This window comes from Pararhizobium sp. LjRoot255 (assembly GCF_964252905.1).
In the GTDB taxonomy this organism is placed as follows: domain Bacteria; phylum Pseudomonadota; class Alphaproteobacteria; order Rhizobiales; family Rhizobiaceae; genus Pararhizobium.
The window spans coordinates 2,281,293-2,293,515 of the sequence record NZ_CAXUPQ020000001.1 but is presented as its reverse complement, the minus strand read 5'-3'; the positions used below and the strand labels follow the sequence as shown (position 1 = coordinate 2,293,515).

The following is a 12,223-nucleotide window of genomic DNA, read 5'->3' as shown; positions in this document are numbered from 1 at the left end:
GTTATCCGAGATCGATAACGACGATTTCCGGCGGCGAACCGAAACGGATCGGCGCGATCGAGCAGCCGAGGCCGCCCGAAATGATGATATTTCGGTCATCCTCGACAACATGGCCATAGGCATAACGATCGCCGAACCGCGACGGCACCACAGGAGAACGACCGAAAAAACGCACCTGCCCACCGTGGGTATGTCCCGACAGCGTCAGCGAAACCCGTTTTGGAACCTCGGGAAAAATATCAGGCTCATGCGCGAGCAGGATGACAGGCGCATCATCGCTGACTTGCGCCAGCGTTCCGCTAAGATCGTCAAGACCCGTCATGTATTGGCGGTTCCACGTCTTGCCCGGCAGAAGGGCCAGTTGATCCTCAAGACCGGCGAGCCAAAATCCATGCCCGTCTTTTTCCAGGCGGACCGCCTGATTGCCGTAAACCGGGATGCCGACATCTCTCAGGGCGCGGTGCCCGAAGGTATCGCCGCCGCCACTCTTCTGAGCGGCCTTGTCTTCCCACCAGTCGTGATTGCCGAGGATAGCGTGGACGCCGAGAGGCGCGTTCAAGGTTGCAAGCGCCTTCGACCATTCGCTTGAATGCACGTAGCGCGTGACCAGATTCATGCCCGTGGCATAATCCCCGAGAAGAACCGTGACATCACCGCCGAGCGTATTGGCATGGGCGCAAATGGACGCAATGCGACTGGCCGACATCCAGGGCTCGCAGGCGTGAATGTCCGCCAGGGCAACGACCCGCAGCTTGAGCCCTGGCGTCCAGCCCGGTGGCGTCAGCTTGTAGCGCGTGACATTGAGCCTGACGAGCGGCTCGAAGGCGAAGGCATAACCGCCCAGCGCCATCATCCCGCCAACACTGCCGCCGAGAAACTTCAGAAAGCCGCGCCGTGTGATCACTCAATCATCCTCTTGGAACAGGCGGAACTGGGTGGTTTCCAGATCCTTCGGCACCTGCAATCCAAGGTGTTTCCATGCGTTTGCGGTTAAAATACGCCCGCGCGGCGTGCGCTGGATGAAGCCCTGCTGGATCATATAGGGCTCGATGATGTCCTCGATCGCATCGCGCGGTTCCGAAAGCCCGGCGGCGATCGTTTCGATGCCGACCGGACCGCCGCCGAAATTGAGCGCGATCATGGTGAGATAGCGCTTGTCCAGTTGATCCAGGCCCATATTGTCGACCAGAAGCCGCGTCAGCGCCTCGTCGGCGATCTTCTTGGTCACCGCCTCGGCTTTTGCCACCTCGGCGAAATCCCGCACCCGGCGCAACAGCCTGCCGGCAATACGCGGCGTGCCGCGCGAACGGCGGGCGATTTCGCGGGCGCCGTCGTCGGTGATGCCAAGCCCCATCAGCCGGGCGCCGCGCCGGACGATCGATTCCAGTTCTTCCACGGTATAGAAACTGAGCCGCACCGGAATGCCGAAACGGTCGCGCAATGGCGTGGTCAAGAGGCCGAGCCGGGTGGTGGCGGCGACAAGCGTGAACTTCGACAGGTCGATCTTCACTGAGCGTGCCGCCGGCCCTTCGCCGATGATCAGATCAAGTTGAAAATCCTCCATCGCAGGATAGAGAATTTCTTCGACCGCCGGGTTGAGCCGGTGGATTTCGTCGATGAACAGCACGTCGCGGTCTTCGAGATTGGTCAGAAGCGCCGCAAGGTCCCCCGCCTTGGCGATCACAGGACCCGAGGTCGAGCGGAAATTGACGCCGAGTTCCTTGGCCAGGATCTGCGCCAGCGTCGTCTTGCCGAGGCCCGGCGGCCCGACGAATAGCACGTGATCGAGCGCCTCGCCACGGTTCTTCGCCGCCTCGATGAACACCTTGAGATTGGCGCGCGCCTCCGCCTGGCCGGTAAATTCGTCCAGCGACTGCGGCCGCAGTGTCGTATCGAGGTCCTCGCCCCGCTTTTCCGGTGTGATCAGACGTGCGGCATCGGTCATGCGAGGAGTTCCATTCCGGGGACTTTGCGGGCGGCCTTCACATCGAAGGTCTTGGTGGAGTGACAACCTTCGTCAAACGAGCGGCAGGCAATTACGGTGTCTGCAAAGTCTGCATTGTTTTTTTCGACAAGTCGAAGAGCCTTTACGACAAGCGTATGATTCTCGACGATGAGCCCGCGCGTGTGGAGCAACCGGTCAATGGCAAACGTGACATCTTTCCTGTCGTACCCGTATTGCGACCGAAGGGCCCAATCAAGCTCCAGCAATCCGATAAGTGTGACAAAAGCCGAATAGTCCCGTCCAAGACCTTCCCCGAACTGGAGTGCTGCTGCACGCTGTACCGGATCGTCATTGATGAAAAGCCGTATCACAATATTCGTGTCGAGCCCGAATACCATCATGCGGCGGCGTCCGCTTCATCGTCGTCTTGCGTATCGACGACATTCGCACCGCCACCCTTCAGGACCGCAGCGTCGATTTCCTCCAATGTCGCCCTTCCTTTCGGCGGCTTTCCCAGCAGACCGGCAAGATCGTTGAAATCGATGTTTTTCGGGGTAAGGACGACCTCGCCATCAACGACGGAATAGATCAACTGATCGCCGGGGCGGAGCTTCAGGGCCTCCCTCATCTCCTTCGGGATGGTCACCTGGCCCTTCGGCGAAAGCGTAACTTCCCACCACATACCGCTATCCTTCCAACGGAACTCATTTTGCGGGAAATTCTACCAAATTTCTGCCAACCGCACAAATGACCGATCAACGTGCCAGTTCCTTCAGCCCCAGCCGGATTAGCTTGGCGCTATCTGCGCCCTCGCCGCCATTCTTCAGCGCCGCGGCTACCGCGTTTGCAGCCTGATCGCGGGAGTAGCCGAGATTGCTCAGCGCCGAGACCGCGTCTGCCACAGGTGCTGCGGCGACACCATCGCCAAGCTCCTGCTTCAAGCCGATATTGGCGGCCGCCTCGCCGGCAAAGGCGGGCGCCTTGTTCTTGAGTTCGGTGACGATCCGCACCGCGACCTTCGGGCCGACACCCGGTGCCCGCGACACGGACGTCTTGTCCTGCAAGGCGATCGCATTCGCCAGTTCGCCGGGCGTCAAAACCGAGAGTACCGCCAGCGCCACCTTGGAGCCGACCCCCTGTACGCCCTGCAACAGTCGGAACCACTCCCGCTCCAGCCCCGTCAGGAAGCCGAACAGCCGCAACTGATCCTCGCGCACATAGGTCTCGATGAACAGGATGACGGCCTCGCCCGGAGAGCCGAGCTTCGACAGTGTGCGCGACGAGCAATGGGCGACATAGCCGACGCCGTGTACGTCGAGAACCACGTGGTCGTCGCCGATCTCGTCGATCGTTCCCTTGAGTTTGCCGATCATGGCGCAAAATCCTTCATGGGTGGGTTTCCGGCGTGATCAGTTCGACGGAGGGAAAATAGGAACTGTATCTGGCTCCATCGCGCGTCAAAAGACGATAGCGCCGCCAGTCTGCATGGGCGCCGATCAGGAAGTCGGGCAAGGTTCTTTCCCGCTGACCACCCGCGAGACAATAGGCGCGATGCGCCTTTCCCGCACGGAAAGCGGCTTCGAAGGGTATATTTTCACGCTTCGCGTCCAGCCATCCCAATGCGGCAAGCAACTCGCCTTCGGAAATTGGCGATGCGGCAAGTTCCGACCAGACGACGGGACTAAGGATTAAAATTCCATCACGCAATGACTGCCGCAAGGCCCTCAGCGACCAATTGCGAATAGGCGTTTCAGGACCAAGAACATCGATAAAGACATTCGTATCAACGAGAGTGGAGATCGTCACGCTCGCCCCTCAGCCAAAGCATAAACTCGTCCGTCGTCATGCCACCGGTATCAAATGTTCCCTTGACGCGCGCGGCCCAGTCGTCGAAATCCCGTATGACATTTTGATCTTCGGGATTGTCGACGCGCACCAGCAATGCGCCGTTATCCGACGCAACGAAATCCACTTCCGATCCCGGCACGATGCCTAGACGGTCTCTGATTTCCTTCGGGATGGTGACCTGACCTTTTTCAGTAACACGCATGGTAATACCTCTGTAGTATTACTTAGCCGTCCAAACGGAACAAGTCAAGAACAAATCAGCCTGCAAGCGCCGCCATCCGCATCCGTGCAGCGCCGCGATTGTGCGCGTGGCAGATGGCGATTGCCAGCGCATCGGCCGCGTCATTGCCCTTGAACTCAGCCTTCGGCATCAGGATTTTCAGCATCATGTGGATCTGCTGCTTCTCGCCGTGGCCAACGCCGATCACCGCCTTCTTCACCGCATTCGGCGCATATTCGGAGACCCGCAACCCAGCCCGCGCCGGTACCAGCATGGCGATGCCGCGCGCCTGGCCGAGTTTCAGCGTCGCCACGGCGTCCTTGTTGACGAAGGTCTGCTCGACCGCCGCCTCATCTGGCTTGTGACTGTGGATCACCTCCGCCAATCCGTCATGCAACTGGCAAAGGCGCGAAGCAAGGTCCATCTCGCCATCGGATGTGACGGTGCCGGAGGCGACGAACCGCAAGGAGTTGCCGAGCGTGTCAATGATGCCCCACCCGGTGCGGCGAAGTCCCGGGTCGATACCGATAATGCGAATCGTATTCTGCATGCTCAAATCCTATTCCCGATGGTGGGACGCTGCCAGCAAAATGTGAACAAAACAAAAACATTCCCATGATTTAGCGGGAACTGATCTGCACCCCTCTCCTCCGGCAGGCTTGGATTTACGAAATTCGATCTTACATAGGCCTCTATCAAAATCGTTGATCGAAGGATTTATCATGGTCCCCTTTTCCATCCTCGACCTTTCCCCGATCACACAAGGGTCAAACGCCTCCCAGGCGCTGCAGAATTCACGCCGGCTTGCGCAAGAGGCGGAAGCGGCGGGCTACAAGCGCTTCTGGCTGGCGGAGCATCACGGCATGAGAGGCATTGCCAGTGCCGCAACCTCGATCGTCATTTCCCATGTTGCGGCAGGTACGAAGACGATCCGTGTCGGCTCCGGCGGCATCATGCTGCCGAACCATTCACCGCTGGTGATCGCCGAACAGTTCGGAACGCTGGCAGCACTTTATCCCGGCCGCATCGATCTCGGTCTCGGCCGAGCACCCGGAACGGATATGCGCACCGCCGCAGCACTTCGCCGCAACATGGAGACGAGCGCCAACAATTTCCCGAACGACGTCGTCGAACTGCAGACCTTGCTCGGCCCGGCCAAGGAAGATCAGGCTCTGATCGCCGTTCCCGGCGCCGACAGCAACGTGCCGATCTGGTTGCTCGGTTCCAGCCATTTCAGCGCCCATCTTGCCGGTATGCTCGGCCTGCCCTTCGCTTTCGCCTCGCATTTCGCGCCCGATATGCTCTTGTCAGCCTTGGAGATTTACCGCGAGCGTTTCGAGCCGTCGCAACTTCTCGATCAGCCGCATGCCATGGTCGGCATCATGGGCGTCGCTGCCGATACCGACGACGAAGCCAGCCATCTCTTCACCTCGATGCAGCAATCCTTCGTCGCCCTCCGTCGCAATGCGCGCGGCCAGTTTCCGCCGCCGGTGGACTCCATGGACGGGTTGTGGAGCGAGACGGAAAAGATCTTCGTCGATCACGCGATGACCTACGCGGTCGTCGGTGGCCCGGCGGCGATCAGGACAAAGCTCGACCGGTTCCTCGACCAGACGAAGGCTGATGAACTGATCATTTCCATGCCGATCTACGATATGGAGGCACGGCTGAAATCGGTACGGCTGTTTGCGGATGCGCAACAGGAATTGGCGAAGGCCGCATAAAAAAGCCCGGCTGGAAAACCGGGCCCTTCCATGAAATGATTGACTGATCAGGCCGAAAGCTTGGCCATCACTTCGTCGGACACTTCGAAGTTGGTGTAGACGTTCTGCACGTCGTCGTCGTCTTCCAGCGTGTCGATCAGCTTCATCAGCGACTGGGCACGCTCTTCATCGACCGGCACGGTGTTCTGGGCTCGCCAGATCGCTTTGACCATGTCTGCTTCGCCGAGCGTTGCTTCCAAGGCCTTGGAAACATCGCCGATATCCTCGAACCCGCAGATAATATAGTGACCGTCTTCGTCGGTCGTCACGTCTTCGGCGCCGGCTTCGATCGCCGCGTCCATGACCTTGTCGGCGCTGCCGACCGACAGCTTGTAGGCGATTTCGCCGACGCGGTCGAAGGAGAAGGAAACCGACCCGGTTTCGCCAAGCGCACCGCCGGCCTTGGTGAAGGTCGAGCGGACGTTGGAGGCGGTACGGTTGCGATTGTCGGTCAGCGCCTCGACGATGACGGCAACGCCTCCGGGACCGTAACCTTCATAACGCACCGCCTCGTAGTTTTCACCATCGGCGCCGGAGCCCTTCTTGATGGCGCGCTCGATGTTGTCCTTCGGCATCGACTGTGCCTTGGCGTTCTGGATCGCCAGGCGCAGGCGCGCGTTCATGGTCGGGTCAGGCAGGCCGCCCTTGACCGCGACGGTGATTTCCCGCGCAAGCTTGGAGAACATTTTCGACCGCACGGCGTCCTGACGGCCCTTGCGGTGCATGATGTTTTTGAACTGTGAATGGCCGGCCATGGCGCCCTCTTCGCATACTTGTCATGTTTGGATTTGGGCGCCTTATAGTTTCATTGGCGCTTTGCGTCCAGCAGGCACCACCTTTTTTCAGTTGGCGTCGATCCGCCGGCGGCTGAGAAAGAAGGAGTGCCCGCCATCGCGCTCGCAGGAAAGGCCCCTGCGGGTGGAGAGGCAGGAGAACGGTCCCGCCGTCCAGGTCTGGCCATAATCGAGTACCGGGCTGGCGGAGCAGCAGCTCCGGTCGCCTACATCGTGAAAGAGGGTGGCAGCACCGTTGCGCGACAGCGTCGCCCGAACATAACGCGGCGCGACGCGGTCGCAGGAAAGTTCCGGGCCGCCGTCGGCTGGCTGGTAGACCTCCGTTCCACCCTCCGGCGTGTAAACACAGCCGATATTGCCGGATGGCAGCACAAATCCTTCCTGTCGGCCGAGGGGTTTGGTTTCCGGCACGGTGATAGGCTTGTCGTCTTCTGCCGTCGGCATGCGCGGCGGTGGCGCCCCGTCGGCCTGAGCAAGGGATGTCATGGAAAGGAGGGCAAGCGTACAGACGGCGAAAAATCTCATTCCATGATTCCTGATTGTATATCCCCGAAGTCACACGCCCTGCAGGATATAAATCAAGGGCTTTCTTGGCAAGGAACGCACCGAAACCATGACGCTCGCTTCCGGCGCAAAGCTCTTGTCGAAACCATCCCCGAACATCTGCAGGAAATTGGTGACCGGCGGCCCGCGCCGGTGCATCGGCAGGATCAGCGCAGAGCGTAGCCGCGTCACCACGCGGCTCATGCTTTCCGCACCCATGGTCAGGCCGCCATCGACGGGCACCATCAAGATGTCCAGGCGGCCGATCTCGGCATAGTCGGTATCGTCGAGTTCATGATGCAGGTGGCCGAGATGGCCGATGCAGAGACCTGCAACTTCGAAAATGAAGATGGAGTTGCCGTCCGGCTCCATCATCCCGCCACCAGCGCGAATGTCGGTCGTCACGTTGCGGATATAGGTGTCGCCGACGACGACATCATGATCCGCCGGCTCGCCGTCGTCACCCCATCCATGCAGCACATGCTTGATCGCCGGATCAGGCGCCAGCGTATAATGGCTGGAGTGCGCCTTGTTCATCGTCACCACATCCGGCGTCTTCGGCGGCACATACCAGCCGCTATAGTCGGTCGCGATCGAGACACCGCCGGGCGTCTCGATGAGAAAAGTCGAGTGGCCGATATAGGTGATCTTCACCTCATCGCTCGCCAAAGCCTGCACATTGAACGCGCTCTGCGGCTTGAAACTGGCAAAGGCGACGTCGGGAAGCGTCTGAGCGATCGCCTGGCACTGGCTGATCGGAACTACTTGCGCATGGGCCGGCGTCAGCCAGAGAACATGCAAAACCGCGATGGCGGCAAATGGGAGGAGGAGATATCGCAACATCATGCACCCGCAGTCAAGGATTTGCATGGGCCTTGAGGATAGGCACGATGAAAGCTACGTCCAGCAGCGATTGTGTGCGGCTGCTCACAATCGCGTCATTGCGATCGACAATAACTCATGCCCCCATAATGGGCTTGCACGCCTTGAGATCGTCTTCATCGAACACGATCTCGCTGACGGCATATGGTGGGCCAGAAAACCATCCCTCAGATTGAGCAACCTCGAAATTCAGAATTTCGTGAGAGACTGTGCCATCAGGATTGTGCGTCGATTTTTCGATGCGATCGATCCGAATGGCAACAACAGTTCGCGTTCCTATATCTGTGCAGAGATAACGTTTCTCGCTGCAGTCAAACAGAGTTCCGATTTTGAAGTCATCCAACGTCATGCTCTATTAAAGCCAATGACGGATTCGCCCGCAAGATATTGTTCTACCGCCAGAACGCCGGTATCGTCTCCGCCAGCCGCGGCCCGATCCGAAGCGGCGCGATGTTTTCCGCAAGGCCTGTGCGATCGGAAATCTCGACGCCGACGCCGCAGATGGTGGCCGGGCCGGACGCCGCCTCGAAGCGGCCTTTCGGCATCTTCGAGATGAAGCGGTTCAGCGGCTCTTCCTTCTCCATCCCGAGCGAACTGTCATAGTCGCCGCACATGCCGGCATCCGACATATAGGCCGTGCCGCCATTGAGGATCTGGTGGTCGGCGGTCGGCACATGCGTATGGGTGCCGACGACGAAGCTGGCGCGGCCGTCGACGAAATGGCCGAAGCACTGCTTCTCGCTGGTCGCTTCCGCGTGGAAATCGAAGATGATGGCGTCGGCCTGTTCCTTCAACGGACAGGCGTCAAGAATGGCTTCCGCCGCCTTGAAGGGATCATCCAGTTCCGGATGCATGAACACGCGGCCCATGACATTGGCGACGAGGACGCGCGCGCCGTTGCGGGCGAAATAGAGATTGGAGCCGCGACCGGGCGTACCTGCGGGATAGTTGGCCGGGCGCAGGAACTGGTCGTGCCGCTCGCAGAAGGTAACGGCCTCCTTCTGGTCCCAGACATGGTTGCCGGTGGTCACGACATCGGCGCCGGCATTGATGGTTTCGAGAAAGATATCCTCGGTGATGCCGAAGCCGCCGGCTGCATTCTCGCCGTTGACGATGACGAAATCGAGCTTCAGGTCGCTGATCAGGCCGGGCAATCGGTCCCAGACCGCCGTTCGGCCGGTCTTGCCAACCATGTCACCCAGAAACAAAAGTCTCATATTTGCTTATTCCTAGCCCGAAGATCCTGAGCCCGCTTTCGGTCAGCAGGGCGTCCAGTGCCACGTCATGTGGCTCTGCGGGCACTGATGCCACTTCCTGGCAGTCGAATGCAATCCCGATCAGCCTTGGCATATGGCCTTTCCGGCGCAAACGTTCGATCGCACGGTCGTAATATCCGGCGCCATAACCAATCCTGTGACCGGTTCTGTCGAAAGCCGACAGCGGCACCAGCATGATGTCGGGATCGAGCACCGGCGCGTCCTCGCCCGGCCCGGCCGTGCCGAAACCAGTTTCTACGATCGCAGCGCCGGGCACGAGCGCGCGAAAGACAATGGTCTTCTTGTCGAGAATGACGGGAAGGCACAGCCGCGCACCGCGCTCGCGCAGGCGTGTCATCAGCGGCCGGATATCGACTTCCGAGCGGATCGGCCAGAAGCCGGAAATCACCTGCCCGGGCTCGAACTCGATGACGTCGCCGGCATGGTCGAGCATTTTAAGGCTGGCTTTCATGCGCGCGTCCGGCGTCATCGCATCGCGCAGCGCCAGCCGCTCCATTCGCAGCGCAGCCTTCAGTTCCCTCGGTGTCATGCACATACCCTCTTACAGCGAATGTCTATTTCTAGTGCATCCAACCGGCAGAGGGAAACCGCGCCGCCGTCGCTTCTACAACTTTTTGCGACGAAGCCGTCTCTTTCTCAATCTGGCATGCCATAGCGAGGAAGCCTTCCATACGGCCTTGGAAGAGCTGCAGGCCGGCAAGGTCGCCGAAGCGATTTTTCGCGCCGCCCCCATGAACCTGATTTCATAACATCCAGAAGCAGTGGCGTTGCATGCGATCGCGCCTGCAAACGTCTGCGCTGTCGATGCCGATATCATCGAGCAGATGCGCGTTCTGGCGGCGTGATATCTCGGCCAGGGCTTGCCGCGCCAGGCGCCCTGCCCGCCATTCCTCAATGCCGCGCCAAAAATACTCCGTCATTCTGACGGACCGTCGCCGTGCCCTGCGATCGTGCTTCATATCCGAAACTCCGAGATGTTCTCGCAGAGTATCGGACTTGCGTTGACATCAAGCCAACGAATTGCGAAGATGTCTGTCATTAGAAAACCTGATGGCGAACGCGATGTTTCCTCCTCTCGAAAGCGATCTTCTGAGAACCTTCGTTGCCGTGGCCGACAGCGGCAATTTTACGAAGGCGGGGGAGACGGTCGGCCGAACCCAATCGGCCGTCAGCATGCAGATCAAGAAATTGGAGGACATTCTCGGCGAGCCATTGTTCGAGCGCGGATCGCGCGGCGTCAACATGACGGGCCACGGTGCGCGGCTTCTCGACAATGCGCGCCGCATCGTCGCCCTTCTTGACGATACGGCGGCATCCATCCGGCTGCCCGCCCTCGACGGCTCGGTGAGGATCGGAATTTCAGAGGAGTATATCAACTCGACGCTGCCGAAGGCGCTCGGCGCTTTCGCCGCTATCCACCCGGGCGTCGAGGTCACGGTGCAGCAGGGCGTCTCGATGTCCAACCTGGCCGCACTCGAGGCAGGCGAAATCGATATCGCCGTCGTGTTCGAACCCGGCGGCCACGCGAAGAACGAGGTCCTCATGGTGGATCCCACCGTCTGGGTGACGTCGGACCAGCAGCAGATCCACGAGCGCCATCCCGTGCCGATCGCCACCTACACCTATCTGAAAGGCGGATGGTGCGACGCTCTGGCGCTGAAGAACCTGAAGAGACGCGGCATCGAAAGCCGCGTGGCCTATATCAGCCGCACCAGCAACGGCCTGATCGCCGCCGTGACATCCGGCCTCGCCATCGCTCCGCTCACCCGCAGCAGCATCCCCGCCGGGTGCCGCGAACTGACGGCCGCCGACGGCTACGACGTCATCGACTTTTCGAATGTGGTGCTGAAAACCAGGGCGAGAAATGCGAACAACAGGATTGTCGAAAGCATGGCCAACGCCATTCGCGACGCGTTCCGTGCGCAGCCGGCGGCCCATAGCTGACTTCGTCGGAAAAAGAGAAGAGTGCGATCCACACAGCCGGTGGATGGTTTACGATCCTGGGTGCCTACAAACGTAGGTGGGCGCCATGTGACCTAGCCCACGGGCCAGGTCAGGGACAGCTCCCGTGGATCGAGTATGGCCCCAGGGATTGTGGTGTCCTGTCGGGAAGCGCAGACCGCAGCGGCAATATAGAGTGCGTTGGAGGCTTGCGCCAGTACCCACGCCCAACTTCTCAAGTTCAGTTGGCTGGAGCAGCCTTGCCGGATAACTTTGCCGCGATCCCATGGATCTGCGAGGTGACTTCTGAAAGCACCGCGGCCAGCGCCTCCTCGGCCTTCTGCTGGTCGGCCACGGTCGCATCGCGTCCCTGCCTTAGATTGTCGGTCTCCGTCTGCAGGCTTTTCAGCCTGCGGTTCACTTCGCTGAGTTCGTCCATCACCATGATGCCGGCCATGACGGTCAGCCTGAGGTCGCCGATTTCGCCGAACTGGGATTTCAGATGGCTGACATACTGGTCGAAGCGGTTGGCGAGGTCCGTCAGATGATCTTCCTGGCCTTCTTCGCATGCCATGCGATAGGCCTTGCCGTCGATCGTCACCGTTACTTGCGCCATTCCGTCACCTGCCCGCAGGCGGACCCACGCGTCAGCGGTCCAGCACTGCCCTTATCGTTTCCATGGCCGTTACCAGACGGCGCGAGACTTCACGGTTGACTTCCTCGAGACGGTTGGCGCGAAATTGCGACTGGTCGAGCTCCTGCGCCAGCCTTGACCGGTCGACATTGACCCGGCGAACCTCGCCTTCGATTTCACCGCGGTCACGCTCCCGGTCGAAGCGCCCGTCAATGGCATTCTCGAGGCTGCTGACTGCGCTGCGCAACTCCTCGATCGCCGCCTTGACTGTCTTTCCTGCCGTCATCACGCTTTCCCGATACGCACCAGACCGCCTCGAATCGCCGTCCGGCCTCTGTATTTCAAGCTCGTTACATTCTTAGACCCATTCGGCATC

At 60.0% G+C, this 12,223-nt stretch carries 18 protein-coding genes and 1 other RNA gene; 2 read left to right on the top strand and 17 right to left on the bottom strand.

Annotated features, from left to right (window positions below; genetic code table 11):
* Position 1: 1 nt before the first annotated feature.
* The 8 genes from ACSQ2W_RS11140 to ruvC all read right to left on the bottom strand — a co-directional run bounded on the left by ACSQ2W_RS11140 (position 2) and on the right by ruvC (position 4,563).
* Complete coding sequence (locus tag ACSQ2W_RS11140; RefSeq protein WP_436086297.1) at positions 2-904, bottom strand: metallophosphoesterase; 903 nt, start codon at positions 902-904, stop codon at positions 2-4.
* On the bottom strand, positions 905-1,945 hold the full coding sequence (ruvB, locus tag ACSQ2W_RS11135) for a Holliday junction branch migration DNA helicase RuvB (RefSeq protein ID WP_436086296.1): 1,041 nt from the start codon (positions 1,943-1,945) through the stop codon (positions 905-907). It lies immediately after the preceding gene.
* Positions 1,942-2,346, bottom strand: a complete 405-nt coding sequence (locus tag ACSQ2W_RS11130; RefSeq protein ID WP_436086295.1) for a PIN domain-containing protein — start codon at positions 2,344-2,346, stop codon at positions 1,942-1,944. The genes ruvB and ACSQ2W_RS11130 overlap by 4 nt, the downstream gene beginning before the upstream one ends.
* Complete coding sequence (locus ACSQ2W_RS11125; protein WP_436086294.1) at positions 2,343-2,627, bottom strand: AbrB/MazE/SpoVT family DNA-binding domain-containing protein; 285 nt, start codon at positions 2,625-2,627, stop codon at positions 2,343-2,345. The genes ACSQ2W_RS11130 and ACSQ2W_RS11125 overlap by 4 nt, the downstream gene beginning before the upstream one ends.
* A gap of 73 nt (positions 2,628-2,700) precedes the next feature.
* Positions 2,701-3,318: a Holliday junction branch migration protein RuvA gene (ruvA, locus tag ACSQ2W_RS11120; RefSeq protein WP_436086293.1), complete on the bottom strand. Its 618-nt coding sequence runs from the start codon at positions 3,316-3,318 to the stop codon at positions 2,701-2,703.
* 13 nt (positions 3,319-3,331) lie between these two features.
* Positions 3,332-3,751 carry a type II toxin-antitoxin system VapC family toxin gene (locus tag ACSQ2W_RS11115; RefSeq protein ID WP_436086292.1) on the bottom strand — a complete coding sequence of 140 codons (420 nt, stop codon included), beginning with the start codon at positions 3,749-3,751 and terminating at the stop codon, positions 3,332-3,334.
* Entirely contained in the window at positions 3,729-3,995 is a 267-nt protein-coding gene (locus ACSQ2W_RS11110) for an AbrB/MazE/SpoVT family DNA-binding domain-containing protein (RefSeq protein WP_436086291.1), read from the bottom strand. The genes ACSQ2W_RS11115 and ACSQ2W_RS11110 overlap by 23 nt, the downstream gene beginning before the upstream one ends.
* Positions 3,996-4,050: 55 nt before the next feature.
* Entirely contained in the window at positions 4,051-4,563 is a 513-nt protein-coding gene (gene ruvC, locus ACSQ2W_RS11105) for a crossover junction endodeoxyribonuclease RuvC (protein ID WP_436086290.1), read from the bottom strand.
* 172 nt (positions 4,564-4,735) lie between these two features.
* Here ruvC and ACSQ2W_RS11100 point away from each other — a divergent pair, with 172 nt between their 5' ends.
* On the top strand, positions 4,736-5,737 hold the full coding sequence (locus ACSQ2W_RS11100) for an LLM class flavin-dependent oxidoreductase (RefSeq protein WP_436086289.1): 1,002 nt from the start codon (positions 4,736-4,738) through the stop codon (positions 5,735-5,737).
* A 47-nt stretch (positions 5,738-5,784) separates the two neighbouring features.
* Here ACSQ2W_RS11100 and ACSQ2W_RS11095 read toward each other — a convergent pair whose 3' ends face one another.
* From ACSQ2W_RS11095 to ACSQ2W_RS11070, 6 genes are all read right to left on the bottom strand, one after another.
* Positions 5,785-6,531: a YebC/PmpR family DNA-binding transcriptional regulator gene (locus tag ACSQ2W_RS11095; RefSeq protein WP_436086288.1), complete on the bottom strand. Its 747-nt coding sequence runs from the start codon at positions 6,529-6,531 to the stop codon at positions 5,785-5,787.
* Between the two features lie 87 nt (positions 6,532-6,618).
* The gene (locus tag ACSQ2W_RS11090; protein ID WP_436086287.1) at positions 6,619-7,095 is read right to left on the bottom strand and encodes a hypothetical protein; all 477 of its coding nucleotides are present in this window, start codon (positions 7,093-7,095) and stop codon (positions 6,619-6,621) included.
* A gap of 30 nt (positions 7,096-7,125) precedes the next feature.
* Complete coding sequence (locus ACSQ2W_RS11085) at positions 7,126-7,959, bottom strand: MBL fold metallo-hydrolase (protein ID WP_436086286.1); 834 nt, start codon at positions 7,957-7,959, stop codon at positions 7,126-7,128.
* A gap of 112 nt (positions 7,960-8,071) precedes the next feature.
* Positions 8,072-8,344 (bottom strand): hypothetical protein, encoded by a 273-nt coding sequence (locus tag ACSQ2W_RS11080; protein ID WP_436086285.1) that lies wholly within the window; start codon positions 8,342-8,344, stop codon positions 8,072-8,074.
* Positions 8,345-8,387: 43 nt separating this feature from the next.
* Positions 8,388-9,212 (bottom strand): TIGR00282 family metallophosphoesterase, encoded by an 825-nt coding sequence (locus ACSQ2W_RS11075; RefSeq protein WP_436086284.1) that lies wholly within the window; start codon positions 9,210-9,212, stop codon positions 8,388-8,390.
* Positions 9,190-9,801 carry a 5-formyltetrahydrofolate cyclo-ligase gene (locus tag ACSQ2W_RS11070; protein ID WP_436086283.1) on the bottom strand — a complete coding sequence of 204 codons (612 nt, stop codon included), beginning with the start codon at positions 9,799-9,801 and terminating at the stop codon, positions 9,190-9,192. Before ACSQ2W_RS11070 ends, ACSQ2W_RS11075 begins: the two co-directional genes overlap by 23 nt.
* A 521-nt stretch (positions 9,802-10,322) precedes the next feature.
* On the opposite strand from ACSQ2W_RS11070, the gene ACSQ2W_RS11065 reads away from it, so the two are divergent.
* Complete coding sequence (locus tag ACSQ2W_RS11065; protein ID WP_436086282.1) at positions 10,323-11,216, top strand: LysR family transcriptional regulator; 894 nt, start codon at positions 10,323-10,325, stop codon at positions 11,214-11,216.
* A 21-nt stretch (positions 11,217-11,237) separates the two neighbouring features.
* On the opposite strand, the gene ssrS is transcribed toward ACSQ2W_RS11065, so the two are convergent.
* The 3 genes from ssrS to ACSQ2W_RS11050 all read right to left on the bottom strand — a co-directional run bounded on the left by ssrS (position 11,238) and on the right by ACSQ2W_RS11050 (position 12,133).
* Positions 11,238-11,396, bottom strand: a non-coding RNA gene (ssrS, locus tag ACSQ2W_RS11060) — 6S RNA.
* 58 nt (positions 11,397-11,454) lie between these two features.
* On the bottom strand, positions 11,455-11,829 hold the full coding sequence (locus ACSQ2W_RS11055) for a cell division protein ZapA (protein WP_436086281.1): 375 nt from the start codon (positions 11,827-11,829) through the stop codon (positions 11,455-11,457).
* Positions 11,830-11,860: 31 nt separating this feature from the next.
* A complete protein-coding gene (locus tag ACSQ2W_RS11050; RefSeq protein WP_436086280.1) occupies positions 11,861-12,133 on the bottom strand; it encodes a DUF4164 domain-containing protein in 273 nt (90 codons plus the stop codon).
* Between the last annotated feature and the right edge of the window lie 90 nt (positions 12,134-12,223).